Here is a 17,286-nt window from a genome sequence, read left to right as displayed (position 1 = left end):
CCGGGTGACGAGCTGGAGGGCCACCAGCGCGACCGCGCCCCAGAAGCGGGCCGCCGGGTGGGCCCGCGGGTCCATGCGCGCCCTGGCCAGCGCCGCAACCGCCTCGCCCACCGGGATGAGCCTGGCCGCGACCCGCCGGGTGCCCTCGTGCGGCTCGGCCATCGTCACCGCGGACGGCCCCTCCGGGTCGAGGAAGACCATATGCCCGGACCTGGGCGGGTCGCCGGGTTGGAAAACTGCCGAGTGCCGTACCAGATCCGTCATCGAGGTCACGGCCGTACAGAGTACGGTACGGCGGGGTGCGGTTTCCCACACCCTCCGATCAGAAGCCCGCCTCATTCCCGGCATATCCGATCATCCCTAGCCTTGACCCCATGACTGATTGGCTGGTTGGACTGATGGAGAGCCTCGGAGCGCCCGGGGCGGGGATCGCTATTGCGCTGGAGAACCTGTTCCCGCCCCTGCCCAGCGAGGTGATCCTGCCCCTGTCGGGCTTCACCGCAGGCAGGGGCGAGATGGACCTGCTGGACGTGCTGGTGTGCACGACGCTGGGCTCGGTCATCGGGGCGCTGGCGCTGTACTGGGTGGGGGCGCTGCTCGGCCGCGAGCGCACGCTGGCCATCGCCGCCAAGCTCCCCCTGGTCAAGCCCTCCGACATTGAGAAGACCGAGGCGTGGTTCCGCAAGCACGGACGCAAGACGGTGTTCTTCGGCCGGATGATCCCCATCTTCCGGAGCCTGATCTCGATCCCGGCGGGCGTGGAGCGGATGCCGCTGGTGACGTTCACGCTGCTGACGACCGCAGGCAGTCTCATCTGGAACACGATCTTCGTGATGGCCGGCTACGTGCTGGGCGACAACTGGTCGCTGGTGGAGACCTACGTGGGCGTCGGCACGAACGTGGTGATCGCGCTGGTGGCGCTGGCGATCGTGGTGTTCGTCGGCGTGCGGCTGGCCGAGCGGCGCAGGGGCAGGCATGCGACTCGCCGTTGAGGGCCTGCGGCTGCTGGGCGCGGTGGCCCTGGGCGCCGTCACCGCGCCGGCCGAGCTGGTGTTCCTGCTGCTGGCGCTGCCGTTCCTGAGCCACCCGAACGTCGGCGCGGCGGCCCGGCGGCTGGCCCGCCTCGAAGCCCGCCGCCTGCGCCTGGACCCCGGCGCCCTGCAGGAGGGCAGGCCGGTGCCCTACCTGGCCGCCCGCGTCCCGGTGGGCGTCCTGGGCGGGCTGGTGATCACATTGCTCGTGTACGGGGTCGGCGCGGCGGTCCTCATCCTCGCGGCGTGGGGGCGCGGCGAGGCGTTCGACGGGATGCGGCCGTCGATCCCGCTGGTCGCCTACATGGTGGTGGCCGGGGTCGTACTGCTGTTCCTCGACCTGTCGGGCGTGGTCGGGGTGCACGCGCTGGAGCGGCGGCTGGCGCTGCGGATGCTGGGCCCCGACCCGACGCGGGCGCTGGAGCGCAGGATCGCCGAGCTGGCCGAGAGCCGGGCCGGGATCGTGGCCGCCGTCGACTCCGAGCGCCGCCGCATCGAGCGCGACCTGCACGACGGGCTGCAGCAGCGCCTGGTCGCGCTGTCGATGCTGATCGGCCGCGCCGGGCGGGGCCGTCCCGAACTGCTGGGGCAGGCACACCAGGAGGCCCAGCAGGCGCTGGCCGAGCTGCGTGAGGTGGCCTGGCGGGTCTATCCGAGCAGCCTGGACTCCCTGGGCCTGGGGGAGGCCCTGGCGGGGGTGGCCGAACGTTCGAGCGTTCCGGTGCGGGTAGCCTGCGACCTGCGGCGTCGGCCGCCCATGGCGGTGGAGACGGCGGCGTACTTCGTGGTGTGCGAGGCCGTCACCAACGCCGCCAAGCACGCCGGCGCCACGCTCATCACGGTCGAGGTGCACGAGGAGGACGCCGCGGTGATCGTACGGGTGCGAGACGACGGCGCGGGCGGCGCGCAGGCGATGGGCGGCGGCCTGTCCGGGCTGGCCAGGCGGGTGGCGGCGCTGGACGGCACGTTCGAGCTGAGCAGCCCGGCGGGCGGGCCGACGACGATCACGGCGGTGCTGCCGTGCGGGTGATCCTGGCCGAGGACTCCACGCTGCTGCGGGAGGGCCTGGTACGGCTGCTGCTGGAGGAGGGCCACGAGGTGCCGGCCGCGGTCAGCGACGGGGACGCGCTGGTGGCGGCGGTCGCCGAGCACCGGCCGGACGTCGTGGTGGTGGACGTACGCATGCCGCCGACCCACACCGACGAGGGCCTGCGGGCGGCGCTGGAGATCAGACGGCGCTGGAGCGAGGTCAAGGTGCTGGTCCTGTCGCAGTACGTGGAGAAGCGGTATGCCACGGAGCTGATGAGCGCGGACGTCGAGGGCGTCGGCTACCTGCTCAAGGACCGGGTGGCGCAGGTGGGCGACTTCCTGGACGCGCTGGAGCGGGTGGGCGCGGGCGGGGCGGCGTTCGATCCGGAGGTGGTGCGCCAGTTGCTGGCCCGCACCACGCAGGTGGATCCCCTGGCGCGGCTGACGGCGCGGGAGAGGGAGGTGCTGGAGCTGATGGCGCAGGGGCTGACCAACGCCTCGATCGCCCAGGCGCTGCACGTGTCGCAGAGCGCGGTGGAAAAGCACGTGAACTCCCTGTTCGACAAGCTGCGGCTGTCGCACACGACCGGCTACAGCCGCCGGGTGCTGGCCGTGCTGCACTTTCTGGAGTCGTGAGGCGTCTTTGACAATTTTATTTGTCGGTGGAATGGTGGAGCCATCCCACCGAACAAGGAGCTGAACACGTCATGTCGAAGACCGTCGCGGCCAAGCTGCTCATCAAGCCGGAGTCCAAGGTGTGGATCTCCGACGCCGCCCACCTGCCGCTGGTCGGGGCGTTGCCCGAGGGCGCGCGCCACGTCGAGGACCTCAAGGAGGCCGATGTGGCGCTCATCTTCGCCGCCGACTCCGCCGCGGCCCGGCAGATCCTGGACCGGCACCGCGACCAGGTCACCGAGCCGCCGATCGTGTGGGTCGCCTACCCGAAGGGGAACAAGGCGGACATCAACCGGGACACACTGTGGCCGATCGTGGGCGAGTACGGGCTGCGTCCCAACGGGCAGGTGGCGGTGGACGAGGTGTGGTCGGCGCTGCGTTTCCGCGCGCTCAAGGAGGGCGAGGCCCCCTTCACCGGCGGCCGGTGAGCCCCGCATCACCCGATGGGCTCCCGGAGCCCTGAGCCCTCTACCAGCGATTCCAGTGGACGACCTCGGCGACCGGGACCCGACGGCCGGGTTTGAACCGCGCGCCGATCGTCCACGCGACGGGGATCAGCGCGCATTGCACGGTCGTCGCGGCGACCACCGCCAGCCGATGCTCACCCCCGCTGGTGGTGCGTGAGCAGGCGGGTCAAGGTCTGCCCGTCCTCGTCCGGAAGCGGTCCGAGTAGGTCGTCCTGCACCTTGTCAAGTGCGCGGTCCATGCGACGCAGTTGCCGATCGCCCGCCGTGGTGAGGGTCACGATGTTGCGCCTTCGGTCATCCGGGTCCGGCGTGCGCTCGACGAGACCCTGCTCGGCCAGTTCGTTGATCGCCGCCACGAGGTCGCTGCGGTCCATGTTGCACCGGCGGCCAAGCTCGGCCTGGCCGGCCACCCCGAACTCGTCCAGCGCGGCCAGGATGCGGTAGTGGTATCCACGCGCACCCACCTCGCCGAAGCCGTCGGACGCCAATCGGTGGGCGTGCACTGCCAGCTGGGTGAGCAGCCAACTTGGCTTCGCGGTCAGGCGTGCAGGGGTCTGTTCCACGGTAGCCACCATGCATCGTTGGCGTAGCCAACGAATCTGTGTATTATTGGCGTCGCCAATGTTGGAGAAGCCAACGAAAGGGATGTCATGTCCACAGATACTCTGATCGCCGACCGTATTGAGATCGCCGACCTGTTCACCCGCTTCGCGAGCCTGCTCGACGAGAAGCGGTGGGAGGATGCAGACACCGTCTTCACCGACGATGTGGCGGTGCACTCGCCGCGCGGGGGCGAACTCCGCGGCATCGACAAGGTCGTCGGCTTCATGCGACAGGGGGAGGTCGAGGGGCAGTACGCCCAGCACACGACCACTGACCTGCTGGTGGACGTCGACGGCGACCAGGCGGCCGCCTCGGCGAACTCGATCGTGTACTACTACCGCGATGGCCAGGCGCCCCACTTCACAGGCGGCCTGCGACAGTACTCCACCGTTGTACGGACGCCGGCGGGCTGGCGGATCCGCGAGGTGCGGATCACGCCCGCCTGGACACGCGAGAACTGATCTCTTTCCGGGAAGCTGTGGACACCCACGGGAGTAGGGGTGCGGACCACCGGCAAGCATGTCGTCTGGGTAGCGGTCAGATGGGCGCTCGGGGGCGGAATCGGTCGATTCCGCCCCCGCAGCGGATGGGCGCCGGAATCCCTCGACGCGTACCTGTCCGCCGGTGCGCGAGCGTCCGCGACGCCGACACCACAGCGATCGCCGGCGCCAGCAGGGGTGACGTGCATCAAATCGTTGGGTTGCCCCCCCTTTGCCGGGCTCTTCGTTTGTGAGGTGCAACAGCCAGCACGGCAAGGAGATCACCATGGACGCCCGTTTCGACTACGCCGGCAATCCGGTCGCGGCAAAGGTCGTGAAGCACATCGTCTCGGCGAGCAAGGTCGTGTCGGACTCGCCCCTGCCGGCCACGACGCGGGAACTGGTGCAGCTCCGCGTCGGGCAGATCGTCGGCAGCACGTACCACACCGTCCAACAAACCCGTAACCTCCGCGAGGCCGGAGAAACGGAGGAGCGCATCACCGCCGTGGCGTCATGGCAGGACGCCCCCTACTTCACCGACGCCGAACGGGTCGCACTGGAGCTTCCGCTCGTGGATGCCGTCCTCACCCCGAACCCGTTCGGGGAGCGCGTCTCCGACGAGTTGTTCGCCAAGGAATCCGCCCACTACGACGACAAGGCGCTCCTGACGCTCGCCATGGCGATGGGCCAGAGCTGCTTCTTCATCCCCGTCACTCTCATCGGCAAGCCGATGCCCGGAAAGGCCCATTGGAAGAAGTAACGGGTGCCAAACTGGCGACCTCGCGTAATCGGGTGTCGCCTATTCGATGCTTCTGAGGTCGATGGCTGTCACTCATCGTCATCGCTGTCTGGGGCATAGCGGCTCCAGGGAGTCCCCGCTTCAGTGGCGACGCGGCTGGTTTGCTCGTCGCTGTAGCCGAGCATCCGAGCGATCACCGGTGCTGGCGCCTGGAGGACGAGTTGGCGAAGCGCGGAGGTCCTGCCGCTGAGTATTGGGATCTGGTGATCGCGAAGGCGTCGTTCGATGGCGTCGGGCGTCATGGGCTGTCCGCCGCGGCGGCCGGGGAAGAGCCAGCGGGAGTTCTGGTTGGTGGCGGTGGTCAGATTGAGACGCTGGTCGACGTGGCGAAGTAGCAACTCGGCGAACGGCTCTGGCAGTGGGATCGGTGGATCGCCGAGGCAAAGGCTGACCTGGCCGTTGTAACGGCGGACGTCGTCAATGGTCAGCCGCAAGATCCGGGTCAGTGGTTGGGAGTAAAGCAGCACCAGGGTGGCCGCGACCCGGGTGAGCAGGGGGATCTTCTCGTCGGTGAGGAGGCCGCGGAGCACGGCCAGGCGCTGGTGCTGACTGATGGGTGCGGGGTTGGTGGTGGGCTGGTGCGGGAGGGCATCCGGGGCAGGAGCTTGGCGCGCATGGCCCATCGCAGGAAGGCATGCGTGCGCCGGCGGGCGATGTAGGCACCGGCATACCAGGCGTCGATGTCGGCCTGGCCGCAGTTCGGTAGCTCATGATCGCGCTGGCTCAGCCAGCTCAGGAACGCGATGGCCTGCCTGACCTCGATCCGGGCCGAGTCGGTTTGCTTGTCGGTGACCGGCCCGCGTTCGGCGAAGCGCCGGAGTCGATGCAGCACGTGCCAGGTGGCGAACCTGGTGATGACCTGACGGTGGTCAGGATCGCTGACCGCGGTGAGGGTGTCGCGAAGCCATCGCTGGAACAGTATGAGGTGCCGGTCGGCGCGGGGCAGAACGCCGTGCAGCATCAGCAGGTCCCGCAGGTAGGCGACCGAGCGCCAGGGCGACATCTCATCCAGCGTCTCGTGGGTGATGGGCGTTGCCGGGTCGGCCAGTGTCCGGAGCATCTGGTGAACGTGTGGGCGGTGGATCCACTGGATGCCCGCTCTGGGGTTGGTCATCGTGCGAAAGCCCTCGAAGAAGGGCAGCAGTTCGGGTCGGATGGCGCCGTCTCCGTTGTCCAGGACGCCCCGCAGGTCGGCGGCCAGGGCGCACGGGCCGCAGAGCCCGCGCCGGTATCTCCATCCTTCCGTCCCGCAGTTGTCGCAGGCCAGTGGCGGTATGTTCATGCCTCGGGACGGAGGCGGGCGCGGGTGGGTCGCCTGGCGTTGAGGTTCACGGGGCCGTCGCCGGTGGCGGTCTTGCGGACGACAGCGTTCTCGGCCTTGGTGGCGATGAAATCGGTCGGGGTGCAGGTGAAGATGTCGCAGAGCGCGGCGAGCACGGGCAGAGAGAGCCGTTCCGGGACGCCGGTGGCCAGCCGGTGCACCTGCGACACCGATAGGTCGATGCCCCGCTCGGCCAGCAGCGGGACCAGGTCGCTGATGATGAACATGCCGTGGGTGGCCATGACTTCGCGCAGCCGCCATTGGTAGCTGACCTGGCGTTTCATCGGGATCTCCTAGCGGGTTCAAGCGCGGCGGCCAGCGTCTCGTCCAGGGCCCGGCGCAGGGTGCGGGTGCGGAAGTCGGAGGAGACGCAGGTGTAGAGGGATGTGGTGCTGGCGTGCTCGTGGCCGCATTGGAACTGGACGAATAGTGGGTCGCGGCCGGCCTCGATGAGGTGGGTGACGTAGGAGCGTCTCAGCCCGTGGAAGTCGAGGCCGGGATCGAGGCCGAGCGCGTCGCGGTAGGCGGCGAAGCGGGAGTTCATGCGCTGCAGTCCGATCCTGGTGCCGCGTTCGGATGGCCAGAGCGCCGAACTGCCGGGCGTGGCCAGCTGCGGCCGGAACTCGGTGATCCACTCGTCCAGGACCTCCGCGGTCCAGGGCCAGACGGTGGCGACGCTGCGCCGTTTGGGCGGCGAGCCCTTCTTGGCCTTGCCGTAGCGGATGTGGACCAGGCCATAGCCGCCGAACTCGGGCGCGTGCGGGTTGCGGCCGAAGTCGACGATGTCCAGCATGCGGGTCTCGTTGCGCCGCAGGCCGTAGCTGTAGGCGACCTTGAACAAGGTGGCATCCCGGAAGGCCGGCAGCCAGCCCTTGCGACCGCGATCGCGCGCCTTGGTCACCTGCTCATCGGCGTAGTCGAAGAAGTCCTGCAGCTCATCGAGGGTGAAGGCCCGTTTCTCGGGCCGGGATTCGGATTCTTGGACATGGGCCGCGGAGTTGCCCTCGTGCACGATCTGGATCGGATGTGTGCCGAAGCGCTCCTCGCAGATCGCCGCCCAGCCGTAGGCGGGATCGACGACGTACTGGCAGAAGGAACGCAACGCGTCCTGGTAGGAGCGCAGCGTCGAGTGCGCGCAGCCGTGCACCGAGCGCAGGTCACCGAATCACTCATCGGCATGCTGGGCGGCCCACCACCAAGGGAAGACCTCGGCATGCCGGAGAAAGGAGCGAAGGCGGCCGATTCGCTTGTCGATCGTCGAGAGCGCGAGATTCCTGGCCAGCTGCTGATTACGCCAGCCGTCCACCATCGCCTCGAACACCTGCTCCTGGGGATGCAGCAACGCCACCCCATCGACCAACTGCAGCCGAGCGGTCCCCGGCAGCCGGTCGTTTGTGTTCGACACATCACTCTCCGTTGTTCGCGTTGGATGCGAAATATTTGCATCCAACGCGAACGCCTGTCTAGCGCTCCAGGTCAGCGCATCGATCCCTACCGCCTCACCTGTCCCGAACGACGCTCCGACGGATAGAGTGCAGTCGGCCGAAAGTGCGCACGCAGCAGCTCCTCCATCCAGTTCGAGCCGCTGGGCACGAGGTGTCGCAAGTTCGCATCTGATGCGATATGCGGCGGTTCCGAGATAAAGGTAAAACCGGCCATGAGTCGATCTTGAGAATGTCAGGGCATACCTACTGCGGATCCGGGGTTGGGTCACTCGATACCGGCGCCGACCTCCGGTGACGGATGGTGCGTAATCTCGGAAAAGGCATGGAGGTACAGCTCGACCTGGGGGAGGAGGCGGCCTGAGACGGGCCTGCCGCCACGGGGCGGCTGGTCCCGGTGTCAGGCGCTGTGCCCGGCGGGCCAGCCGTCGAGGCTGAAGGTGTGACCGTGGCGGTTGGCGTCGATGCCGGTGCGGATGTAGGTGACGACGTCGTCGGGCGGGTCGTTGAGGTCGAACCAATCGAGCTTGTCGCACTTGCCGGGCTCGGCGTTGACAGGCTCTCCCGTCCAGCGGGTGGCGGCGAAGAAGGCGGGCCTGGCCGTCGGGGGTCAGCGTGGTGGCACAGGTGCGCGAAGGCCAGGTTGTCGTCACAAACAATGATGATCACGCGGTGGCCGTCCCGTCCCCGTCCCCAGCGTGTGCGGGCGCAGGCCGGGGCGGCAACCGGTTAGGTGCCGCGCCGGAATCCGGTTGCCGCGGTGATGGCTCCGAGACCGGCGAGGACACCGATAGCGGCGAATGCGGTGTGGAAGCCGTCGAGGCCGGTTCCAGCTACGAGGACTGTTGATACCGCGGCGACGCCTGCCGCGCCGCCGATCTCGCGCATTGTCTCGAGCAAGCCCGATGCGAGTCCTGATTCCGATTCGGTGACACCCGACAGCGCGCCGATCTGGAGCGAGGGCCCGCAGACCCCGAAGCCGAGTCCGGCGACCAGGAACGCCGGAAGCAGGTCGGTGAGGTAGATGGCGTCGGCGGGGACCCGAGTAAGCCACACCACTCCGACGGTCACCAGCGTCAGGCCGGTTACCAGGAGGCGCCGGACGCCCACGGCGGCTGCGAGGTGGCCGACGGCCCACGCGACCCCGAACCCGGTCGTTGTCGTGGCCAGCCACGCCAGACCTGTTTGCGCTGCTGAGTAGCCGAGTTTCTGCTGCATCAGCAGCGATCCGAGGAAGATGAACGAGAAGAACGCGCCGAATGCGAGCAGCGCGGTGAGGTTCGCCGCGACGAGCGTGCGGTTCCTCAACGCCCTGGCCGGCACGAGCGGGGCTGGTGAACGCTTCTCCGACCACACGAACACGGCCATCAGCACGCCGGCCGCGATGAACCACGCCAGTGTGCCGGCGGAGGTCCATCCGTGGGTGGAGGCATGGTGGAGTGCGTAGACGAATGTCAGCAGTCCGCCGGTCACCGTGCTGGCCGCTGCGACGTCGAGCCGCCCGGAACGGCCACGGGGCTCATCGGCCGCAAGGCAGGTGATGGCGAGTGCGATGAGCGCGAGGCCGGCGGGAACGTTGATGAAGAACGCCCACCGCCAGCCCGGGCCGGCGGCAGTGAGACCGCTTGCGACAACGCCCACCGTTCCGGCTACTCCGCCGACGGCTCCGACGATGCCGAGAGCCCGATTGCGTTCCCGCCCTTCACGGAAGGTGATAGCCAGCAGCGACAAGACTGCCGGCGCGATGAGTGCGCCGCCCAACCCCTGGAGCCCACGGGCCGCGATCAGCACGCCGCTGTGCTGTGCCACGCCCGCCACCAGCGACGCGGCGGTGAACAAGCCAAGGCCGGCAAGCAAGATGCCGCGTCGTCCCAGCCGGTCGGTCATCCGGCCACCGACGAGGAGGAATCCGCCGAGCAGGAGGCCGTAGGCGACGACAACCCACTGCAAACTGCCTTGGCTGATTCTGAGGTCTCGCTGGATCGAGGGCAGGGCCACGTTCACGATGGCGATGTCGAGGCCCACCATCGCCATGGCGGCGCACGCCAGTACCAGCACGAGCCCTTGGCGAGGGCCCGGCTTCTGCCGGCGCGTGGAGATCAGCGGACCAGCGGCGGTTTCCACGGGGCTTTGGGTGTCAGACATGGGTTCGGTGTCCTTTCAGCTCGCGGCGGTTCACCGGCGGTAGCTCGCAATGGGCTGGCCGGTGCCGGTGGTGAGCAGCTGCGGCAGGCTCTTGGTGATGAAGAAGGTCCAGCCACGCGAGCACGCTTCGAAGCAGGCGGATTCCGCCGCGGTGAGGCCTTCGTGCGTGAAATGCAGCGTCGTGCCCTGCGCGTCGGTGGTGATGTCGAAGCTGACGTTGGTGTCGGTCCACTCGTCACGGTCGTCGATGAAGGTGAGGTCGGAGTCCACGACGTGCCAGACCACCCGTCGGCCGGGCAGGAACTCGGTGATCTGGAACCGGGCGAAACGGATGCCCTTCTTGGCTCGGACGGTCTCACCTGCGTATTCGCTGTCGTCGGTGAAGACGAACTCGTCGTGCAGGGCGGAAGAATGGCCGATGAGGTTCTCGCTCCACCAGCCGCGGACGTTGGTAATGGCCTCGAAGACCTGCTCCGGCGTCCGGTCGACGGTCATGGTGGCGGTCAGGTACTCGGTGTCCGACATCGTCCTTGCCTCTCTGTTCGGTGGTTTCGCCCCACCGACGAAGGAGGCCGCCCGGGATCGACATCGACCGGGAAGAAACTTCGAAAAATTCGGCCGCGATGGCCTTTGTGCTGGTCAGAGCTCGGAAAGACGACCCGTCAGATAGCGACGTTCGGCGTCGGTCGGCGCCAGTCTCAGCGCCTCCTCGTAGGACGTCGCGGCCTCAGCGAGGCGGCCGTCCCGGCGGAGAAGATCGGCCCGTGTCGCGGGCAGCAGGTAGTAGCCATCGAGCTCGCCGGACTCGGTGAGATCGTCGACGAGGGCGAGTCCGGCGGGGATGCCGTCGGCCATCGCGATCGCCACGGCGCGGTTGAGGTCCACCACGGGAGACGGCGCCAATCGGCTCAGCTCGGTGTAGAGGGCGGCGATCTGCGGCCAGTCGGTAGCCGCGGCGTCGGGCGCTGTGGCGTGACAGGCGGCAATCGCGGCCTGCACCTGATACGGCCCGGAGCGCCGCACGGCCAACGCTTGGTCAAGCGTCGTAAGGCCTTCGGCGATCAGCGCGCGATCCCACTGGGATCGGTCCTGGTTCTCCAACGTGACCAGCACGCCGTCGTCGGTGCGATACGCGCGGCGGGCCTCGAGCAGCAACATCAACGCCAACAGGCCGCGCGCCTCAGGCTCGGTCGGCATCAGACGGACCAGCGTCCGGGCGAGGTGGATCCCCTCAGCGGCCAGTGCCCTGCGCCCGTCTTCTTCGTCGTAGCCCTCGTTGAAGATCAGGTACAGCACCGCGAGGACAGCTGTCAGCCGGTGCGGCAGGAGCTCCGCCGGTGGAACCCGGTACGGTATCCCGGCCTCGACGATCTTGCGCTTGGCGCGCACCAGGCGTTGCGCCATTGTCGGTTCGGCGGTCAGGAACGCCTTGGCGATCTCACCCGTGCTCAGCCCCGCCAGCGTCCGTAGCGTCAGGGCAACCCGGGCAGGGAACGGCAGCGCGGGATGGCAGCACGTGAAGATCAGCCGCAACCGCTCGTCCGGAATCTCCTCAGCCGACGGCTCGATCGGATCCCGCTCCAGCACAGCAAGCTGCCGCAACTTCGCCGCCCCCGTTGCGTCCCGCCGCAGCCGATCGGTCGCCCGGTGACGTGCCGTCGTCGTTAGCCACGCACCCGGACGAGCCGGAACGCCATTGCGCGCCCACGTCGCCAACGCGGCGGCGAACGCGTCCTGCGCGCAGTCCTCCGCCAGGTCCCAGTTCCCGGTCAGCCCGATCAGCGTGGCGACCACTTGGCCCCACTCGTCCCGATACGCCGCATCGACTGCGGCACGAACCGCCTCCGGCGCGGTCATTCCCAGACGGGGCGGACCTCGACACAACCCCGGCTCGCGTAGGGGTGCCGTGCCGCGATCGCGATCGCCTCGTCCAGGTCGAGGCATTCGATGATGTCAATACCGCCGATGAAGTCCTTCGTCTCCGCGAACGGGCCATCGGACACCAGCGTCTCCCCATCACGGACACGGACCGTCGTCGCATCCGCCACCGGACGCAGCCGCGCACCACCGAGAATGGCTCCCCGCCGATCCACCTCCGCCCCATACGCCTGATGCGCCGGGTCCGCAGCAATCTCCTCCATGGTCGGCGACACCTTCTCATCGTCACAGATCAGGAACACATACTTCATGAGGCCACTATGCCCGACCGGCCCGATCCGCTCTAACGCCACACCTCTGCCAACGATCGGCCGCCGCCCCACCGGGATCACGGTTGATCGTATCGACCCGCGCCGGGCTGATCCGAGTACTCGCGGTGAGACCACGGATGGAGACGGCCAGGGCGGTGCTGGCGGCGCACCCGTTCAGCGGGCGGCCGAGCGGACCACTCAGCTGAGTGAGCGGCGGCAGCATCACCGACCCGCCCTGGACGGTCAGATCGCCGATGCTGCGGCGGTCGCGGGCGGCAGAGTGCTGGTGATCCGACCGCTCGACCGCCTTGTCCCTACTTCCGAGATCAGCACAATCTCGGAAGTAGACTCCCAGGTGTGACTTCCGAGATTGCGCGCCCTGACCCCTCGCAGGAGTCCGGATCCGCTTCCGAGATTACGAAGCGCCGTCCAGGTGCCCGCCCCACCCAGCTGCCGCCCGCCTACGACGCGGTGCTCGGCGAGTACGCCACCGCGCTGGAGCGCGCGCCGCTGTCGGCCGAGACCCGGCGCACCTACCGCTCGCGCGTGCGCCTGTTCCTGTCCTGGCTGGCCGATCACGCCGCCACCTATGTCGCCGATCCCCTCGCCGATCGGCAGGCTCGGGACTGGGCTGTGCGCGACTATCGCATGTGGCTGCTGCGCGACGGCCCGGCCAGGCGCAGCCGCGTCTACGTCAACTCCTCCCTCACCGCGCTGGACGACTTCCACGTCCGCCGGGGTCTGGGCAAGGCCGACGTCGCCCGCGAAGACCTGCCCAAGAGCGCACCGCGCGCACTGGCCGAGCGCGCGCGCATCCGCTGGCTGCGCGCCGTGGAGGCGCATCTGTCGCCCCGCGGCCGGTGCATCGCGCTGATCCCGTACTACGCTGGCGCCCGCATCAGCGAGGTCGTCCGCCTCGACACGGGCGACGTCCAGATGTCGGCCCGCAAGGGCAAGCTGCGCCTGTACGGCAAGGGCGGCAAATTCCGCGAAGTCGACATCCACCCCAAGCTCCGCACCGAACTGCGGCTCTGGCTGGATGAACGCCCCAACTGGCCCCATGCCGACGACAACCGGGCCCTGTTCCTCAACGCCAAGGGCGGACGACTGAGCGCCCGGGCGGCCGGCGGCATCATCGCCGAGATCGCCCAGACGGCCGGGATGGAAGATCCCACCACCGCGCACGTCCTGCGCCACACGCTCGCCACCACGCTGGTCCGCGGCAAGACCGACCTGGTCGTGGTCGAGAGATCCTTGGCCACGCCCGCCTGGAGACCACCCGCCGGTACAGCTTGCCATCCGACCAAGACAAGGAAGACGCCCTCAAGCTGATCACGGTTGACCGCTGACCGGCCGCCTGCCTGCGGAAACGGGTGTCAAGATCGACTCATGACCGGTTTACCCGTATCTCGGCTGGACCCGGGGTCAGGCCCCGTAGCGCGCCCAGCAGCAGTCCTGCTGCGGCGCTGGCAAGCTCACGCCGCGGGTTCGGACGCGGATCGCCGACCCCCTGCTCCTGGCCGGCAGCGCCGTCGCGGTCGGCGGCGGATGCCCCGGAATAAGACCGCGCTGGGAAGTGTGCCATCATTAATCGTCACTTCGACGTTAAGGGGTACGCCATGCTGTTCGTCCTCGGCCAGAGTGTTCGCCCTGTCCCTCGGCCCGGTCGGACCTGGCCGAACTGTTCGCGGCGATGGGCGTGCTCGGCTTCGGCGTCGGCGGCTTCTCGGCCGCGATGCCCGGCGTCATCCTGGCCGTCACCCCCAAGAGCGAGACGTCGAGCGCCATGAGCTTCAACTACGTCGTCCGCAGCGTCGGGTACTCCCTGGGCAGCGCCATCGGCGGCCTGATCCTCGCCGCGGGCACCGGCCCCGGCCACCTCTTCCCCGACGACAGCGCCTACACCACCGCGGCGCTGGTCGGCATCGGCGCCATGGCGATCACGACGCTGACAAGCCTCGCTCTCGCCCGCCGACGCTCGTCCGAGACCAACCCGTAAGTCAGATGCACTCATCTCAACACTGGAGGTTCTATGCCCAAGGGCTACTGGGTCAGCGTCTACCGCACCATTTCAGACCCTGAGAAGCTGGCTGCTTACAACAAGCTGGCCGGTCCGGCCGTCAAGGCCGGGGGCGGTCGGACCTTCGTCCGTGGCGGCCGGGTCGTGGCGCGTGACGCCGGAATCGCCGAGCGCACCGTCCTGATCGAGTTCGACAGCTTCGAGCAGGCCGTCGCGGCGTACGAGAGTGCGGCCTATCAGGAGGCGCTGGTCGCCCTCTCCGACGGCGTCGAGCGCGACTTCCGCATCGTCGAAGGCATCGACTGACCGAGGTCCAGTCGGATCTTCACTGAAGATCCACCATCTTGGTTTTCGCTGCCACACCAGCACCCTCACCAGCGGAATCAAGATGGTAGATCTTCAGTATCTGAACGGCCACCGAGGGACAAGCGCTTGGCGACGTCCAGCCGTACCTCGCCGTAGGGCTGAACGTGCTGCCAGAACAGGGGGTCAGCCCACGCTGGTCGGCGGGCTTGAGCAGCTTGGCCCACTCCGGATCGGCGAGGACGTCTTGGAGCATCAGCGTGTTGATGTAGACCAGGGCCGCCTGCAGGATTCGCAGGCACAAGACGGTCATCTCCAGCTCTTCGCGCCGGTTGGTGGCGATGTCGCCGCCCTTGCCGTAGAAGATCACCGAGTTCGCTCCGTTGGAGGACTCCACCACGTTGAGCCCTTCCTGGATTTCCCGCTGCAGCTCGCGTAACCGCAGGTAGCGGGCGACGAAGATGGTCTTCTGTGCGCGGCCGACCTCCAGCATGGCCTGGTAGGTCGGGTGGGAGACGGACTCGGTGAAGCGGCGCAGGATCGCCTCCGTCGCCGCGGTGCCCTGCTTGATGGCCGTCGCGTATTTGATCATCTGGTCGTAGTTCTGTTCGATCAGGTCCCAGCGGATCGGCCGGGTCATCGCCGGTGTCAACCGCGCGTACAGATCGCTCTCCCCGCTCTCCACCCGATACAGCTTGACCTTGTTGATCTGCTTGATGCGCGGGAGCAGGTCGAAGCCCAGGAGCCTGGTCACTCCGAACCCGATTTCGGACTGGCCGTGCGAGTCGACGTAGTTGCCCTCGACCTTCATGGTGGTGCCGTGCCGTACGGCGCCTTCCACCATGGCGTGCACCTCGGAAGCGGAGGCGCGCAGGGTCTGGGAGTGCACGACCATGGATCCGCGTTCGACGTGCCAGTAGATGAGGATGCCGCGGCCGCCGTAGCGGGAGTGCCACTCGGTGAAGATGTTCTGATCGTAGGCTCTGACGTGCGTGGAGTCGGAGGCGACGGTGGTCGTCCCCTCACCCCACAGACTGATGTTCCGGGCGGCGAAGGTCGCATTCGCGATGGCGATCGCGATATCGGTGGCGATCTGCGGGGTCAGGTATCGGCGCCGCACGTAGCGGATGTCGTCTTCGCTATGCGCGTGGCCACCGGAGGCCACTGCCCGGATTCCGGTGTTGGTGCCGTAGCCGAAGATCGCCAGCATGAGGCGTTCGGCCAGGACCTCACGCTTGAGGGTGGAACTGCCGGCGACCGAGGTGACGGCGTTCAGGCAGCCCGTGCGCAGCACCGCCTCCTTCAGCATGTCGATCAGCGGAACCGAGCCCCACCGGCGACTCACCTCATTCTTGATCTTCCGCAGGTTGCGCGGTTCCTCGGCGGGTCCGATCTTTGTCAGCTTGATCGCTCCGGACTTACGGTCCTTGATCTCCACCCAGTCGAGCTTGGGCAGCGCGGTGTCGAGCGCCGCCAGCTCGGCGCGCATCTCCGCCTTCAACTCGGCGATGAAGTCCTTGGGGTCCAGCGGCTTGCGCAGCTCGGCATAGTTCTCGACCCGCCGCTCGGGGAAGTCCTTGGGCAGATCCTCTTCCGGGTCGCGGAAGGAGTGCGCGCCGACGACCCAGATCTCCTTGCACCGCAGGGCATCGCGGAGCGCCTGGAAGGTGACGATCTCGTACACCATCCGCACCACACGTCGACGCCCCCGCTTGTCGCTCTTGAAGACCAAGTCCTCCCACGCGCCGGAGGTGCCGCGGTGTTCGGGCACGACCTCACCGCGGGGGTAGTAGGTCGTGTTGCCCGCCTTGGCGTAGCGGCGGATGAGTTCCAGCGCCTTGATCACAGGCTGGTAGGCGGAGTTGGTGCTCTTGAACTCCAGCGTCTCCAGCAGCGCGATCAGGCCGCGCCGGTAGTGGTTGGTGTAGGAGGCGCGCAACGTGGTCTGCACCGTGATCCGGTAGGCGAGCCCCTTGGTCTTGAACTCGTGCACCAGGTCCCTCAGCGTCTGCTCGCCGCCGGTCACAGCCGGGAAAATGACCGCACGGACCGCCTCATCTGGGTGTCCCAGAGCGGCGTCGGCCACCTTGAACAGGATGTTCTCCTTGCCATGCTGATCAGGAAGGGCATCCAGCGGTCGGCGTCCTTGCCGAGGAACGGGCGGGCGATCTGGTCGCGGACGAACAGGTAGGCGAGTTCGCCTGCGTTCTGCAGCCCCTTGGGCACGAGCTTGGGGCGGGCGAAGGCCGCCCAGGCCAGAGCGCATACGGTCAGCACGCCCACCGCGGCGAGCAGCACCGGTTTGGTCAGCCACTCCGGTGCGCCCTCCCCTAAGGGCGCGAACACGAACAGGTCCGCCCCGGGCGCCTGGAAGTCGTCGCCGGCAAGAAGATGTGTCATGGTCGTGGTCCTCGGTGTTGCGGCCGCCTGGTTCGCGGCAGGTGGTCAAGCGGTCCAGACGGCGGCGACCTGGTCGGCGACGTTCAGGGATCGGGCCGCCTCGGCCGTCTGGGGAGCGCGGGCAGGGTCCAGCAAGCCGCCGCGGGCGGTGATCGCCCGCCAGGTTCTCGGGTCGGGGCTCATCAGCGCGACGCGGGCGCCGCCGCTCAACTCGTCGATCTGCTGCCGGACGGACGGCAGCACGCGGCCGCCGCGAGTGACGGGGGCGAGGACGACGATGCGGTCGTATCCCGCGGCCAGGTCGACATTGGCCGGGGAACGCATCCCGCCGTCGATGTACCGGCGTCCCTTGATGGTGACCGGCGGGCGCACGCCCGGCCCTG

The 17,286-nt window shown here is 68.2% G+C and carries 22 protein-coding genes and 1 pseudogene; 9 read left to right on the top strand and 14 right to left on the bottom strand.

The window, feature by feature from the left end; all coding sequences use genetic code 11:
* Positions 1-273, bottom strand: a 273-nt coding sequence (locus AB0J09_RS31940; protein WP_360699013.1) for a hypothetical protein, incomplete at its 3' end; no start/stop codon positions are given.
* A 101-nt stretch (positions 274-374) separates the two neighbouring features.
* Between AB0J09_RS31940 and AB0J09_RS31935 the strand changes: the two genes are divergently transcribed.
* The 4 genes from AB0J09_RS31935 (at position 375) to AB0J09_RS31920 (ending at position 3,163) form a co-directional block, all read left to right on the top strand.
* Entirely contained in the window at positions 375-992 is a 618-nt protein-coding gene (locus tag AB0J09_RS31935; RefSeq protein ID WP_360699011.1) for a DedA family protein, read from the top strand.
* Positions 976-2,061 carry a histidine kinase gene (locus tag AB0J09_RS31930; RefSeq protein WP_360699009.1) on the top strand — a complete coding sequence of 362 codons (1,086 nt, stop codon included), beginning with the start codon at positions 976-978 and terminating at the stop codon, positions 2,059-2,061. The genes AB0J09_RS31935 and AB0J09_RS31930 overlap by 17 nt, the downstream gene beginning before the upstream one ends.
* A complete protein-coding gene (locus AB0J09_RS31925; RefSeq protein ID WP_360699007.1) occupies positions 2,052-2,696 on the top strand; it encodes a response regulator transcription factor in 645 nt (214 codons plus the stop codon). Before AB0J09_RS31930 ends, AB0J09_RS31925 begins: the two co-directional genes overlap by 10 nt.
* Positions 2,697-2,767: 71 nt before the next feature.
* Entirely contained in the window at positions 2,768-3,163 is a 396-nt protein-coding gene (locus AB0J09_RS31920) for a hypothetical protein (protein ID WP_360699005.1), read from the top strand.
* Between the two features lie 173 nt (positions 3,164-3,336).
* On the opposite strand, the gene AB0J09_RS31915 is transcribed toward AB0J09_RS31920, so the two are convergent.
* Complete coding sequence (locus AB0J09_RS31915) at positions 3,337-3,765, bottom strand: MarR family winged helix-turn-helix transcriptional regulator (protein WP_360699003.1); 429 nt, start codon at positions 3,763-3,765, stop codon at positions 3,337-3,339.
* Between the two features lie 87 nt (positions 3,766-3,852).
* Between AB0J09_RS31915 and AB0J09_RS31910 the strand changes: the two genes are divergently transcribed.
* Positions 3,853-4,266 (top strand): nuclear transport factor 2 family protein, encoded by a 414-nt coding sequence (locus tag AB0J09_RS31910; RefSeq protein ID WP_360699001.1) that lies wholly within the window; start codon positions 3,853-3,855, stop codon positions 4,264-4,266.
* Between the two features lie 304 nt (positions 4,267-4,570).
* Positions 4,571-5,044, top strand: a complete 474-nt coding sequence (locus AB0J09_RS31905) for a carboxymuconolactone decarboxylase family protein (protein ID WP_360698999.1) — start codon at positions 4,571-4,573, stop codon at positions 5,042-5,044.
* Between the two features lie 68 nt (positions 5,045-5,112).
* Here the strand turns inward: AB0J09_RS31905 and AB0J09_RS31900 are convergent, their stop codons facing one another.
* The 9 genes from AB0J09_RS31900 to AB0J09_RS31860 all read right to left on the bottom strand — a co-directional run bounded on the left by AB0J09_RS31900 (position 5,113) and on the right by AB0J09_RS31860 (position 12,180).
* Complete coding sequence (locus AB0J09_RS31900; RefSeq protein ID WP_360698997.1) at positions 5,113-5,517, bottom strand: hypothetical protein; 405 nt, start codon at positions 5,515-5,517, stop codon at positions 5,113-5,115.
* Between the two features lie 8 nt (positions 5,518-5,525).
* Complete coding sequence (locus tag AB0J09_RS31895) at positions 5,526-6,365, bottom strand: hypothetical protein (RefSeq protein ID WP_360698995.1); 840 nt, start codon at positions 6,363-6,365, stop codon at positions 5,526-5,528.
* Positions 6,362-6,688, bottom strand: coding sequence for a helix-turn-helix transcriptional regulator (locus AB0J09_RS31890; RefSeq protein WP_360698993.1), 327 nt, complete (start codon positions 6,686-6,688; stop codon positions 6,362-6,364). Before AB0J09_RS31890 ends, AB0J09_RS31895 begins: the two co-directional genes overlap by 4 nt.
* Complete coding sequence (locus tag AB0J09_RS31885) at positions 6,685-7,551, bottom strand: site-specific integrase (protein ID WP_360698992.1); 867 nt, start codon at positions 7,549-7,551, stop codon at positions 6,685-6,687. Before AB0J09_RS31885 ends, AB0J09_RS31890 begins: the two co-directional genes overlap by 4 nt.
* A gap of 18 nt (positions 7,552-7,569) precedes the next feature.
* Entirely contained in the window at positions 7,570-7,809 is a 240-nt protein-coding gene (locus AB0J09_RS31880; RefSeq protein WP_360698990.1) for a hypothetical protein, read from the bottom strand.
* Positions 7,810-8,575: 766 nt separating this feature from the next.
* On the bottom strand, positions 8,576-9,991 hold the full coding sequence (locus AB0J09_RS31875; protein WP_360698988.1) for an MFS transporter: 1,416 nt from the start codon (positions 9,989-9,991) through the stop codon (positions 8,576-8,578).
* Between the two features lie 30 nt (positions 9,992-10,021).
* Positions 10,022-10,516 (bottom strand): SRPBCC domain-containing protein, encoded by a 495-nt coding sequence (locus AB0J09_RS31870; RefSeq protein WP_360698986.1) that lies wholly within the window; start codon positions 10,514-10,516, stop codon positions 10,022-10,024.
* A gap of 114 nt (positions 10,517-10,630) precedes the next feature.
* On the bottom strand, positions 10,631-11,848 hold the full coding sequence (locus tag AB0J09_RS31865; protein WP_360698984.1) for a sigma-70 family RNA polymerase sigma factor: 1,218 nt from the start codon (positions 11,846-11,848) through the stop codon (positions 10,631-10,633).
* Complete coding sequence (locus tag AB0J09_RS31860; RefSeq protein ID WP_360698983.1) at positions 11,845-12,180, bottom strand: YciI family protein; 336 nt, start codon at positions 12,178-12,180, stop codon at positions 11,845-11,847. The genes AB0J09_RS31865 and AB0J09_RS31860 overlap by 4 nt, the downstream gene beginning before the upstream one ends.
* 357 nt (positions 12,181-12,537) lie before the next feature.
* On the opposite strand from AB0J09_RS31860, the gene AB0J09_RS31855 reads away from it, so the two are divergent.
* The 3 genes from AB0J09_RS31855 (at position 12,538) to AB0J09_RS31845 (ending at position 14,506) form a co-directional block, all read left to right on the top strand.
* Positions 12,538-13,512 (top strand): tyrosine-type recombinase/integrase, encoded by a 975-nt coding sequence (locus AB0J09_RS31855; protein WP_360698981.1) that lies wholly within the window; start codon positions 12,538-12,540, stop codon positions 13,510-13,512.
* Between the two features lie 340 nt (positions 13,513-13,852).
* Positions 13,853-14,179 carry an MFS transporter gene (locus tag AB0J09_RS31850; protein ID WP_360699015.1) on the top strand — a complete coding sequence of 109 codons (327 nt, stop codon included), beginning with the start codon at positions 13,853-13,855 and terminating at the stop codon, positions 14,177-14,179.
* A 33-nt stretch (positions 14,180-14,212) separates the two neighbouring features.
* The gene (locus AB0J09_RS31845; RefSeq protein ID WP_360698980.1) at positions 14,213-14,506 is read left to right on the top strand and encodes a DUF1330 domain-containing protein; all 294 of its coding nucleotides are present in this window, start codon (positions 14,213-14,215) and stop codon (positions 14,504-14,506) included.
* A 19-nt stretch (positions 14,507-14,525) separates the two neighbouring features.
* Here the strand turns inward: AB0J09_RS31845 and AB0J09_RS31840 are convergent, their stop codons facing one another.
* The 3 genes and pseudogenes from AB0J09_RS31840 to AB0J09_RS31830 all read right to left on the bottom strand — a co-directional run.
* Positions 14,526-16,589, bottom strand: coding sequence for a Tn3 family transposase (locus AB0J09_RS31840; RefSeq protein WP_360698978.1), 2,064 nt, complete (start codon positions 16,587-16,589; stop codon positions 14,526-14,528).
* A complete protein-coding gene (locus AB0J09_RS31835; protein ID WP_360698976.1) occupies positions 16,526-16,903 on the bottom strand; it encodes a hypothetical protein in 378 nt (125 codons plus the stop codon). Before AB0J09_RS31835 ends, AB0J09_RS31840 begins: the two co-directional genes overlap by 64 nt.
* Before the next feature lie 45 nt (positions 16,904-16,948).
* A pseudogene (locus tag AB0J09_RS31830) lies at positions 16,949-17,286 on the bottom strand (patatin-like phospholipase family protein); the annotation flags it as partial.

It is taken from the genome of Nonomuraea sp. NPDC049784, from assembly GCF_040659615.1.
GTDB lineage: Bacteria > Actinomycetota > Actinomycetes > Streptosporangiales > Streptosporangiaceae > Nonomuraea.
This window is presented reverse-complemented; position numbering and strand designations above follow the sequence as displayed.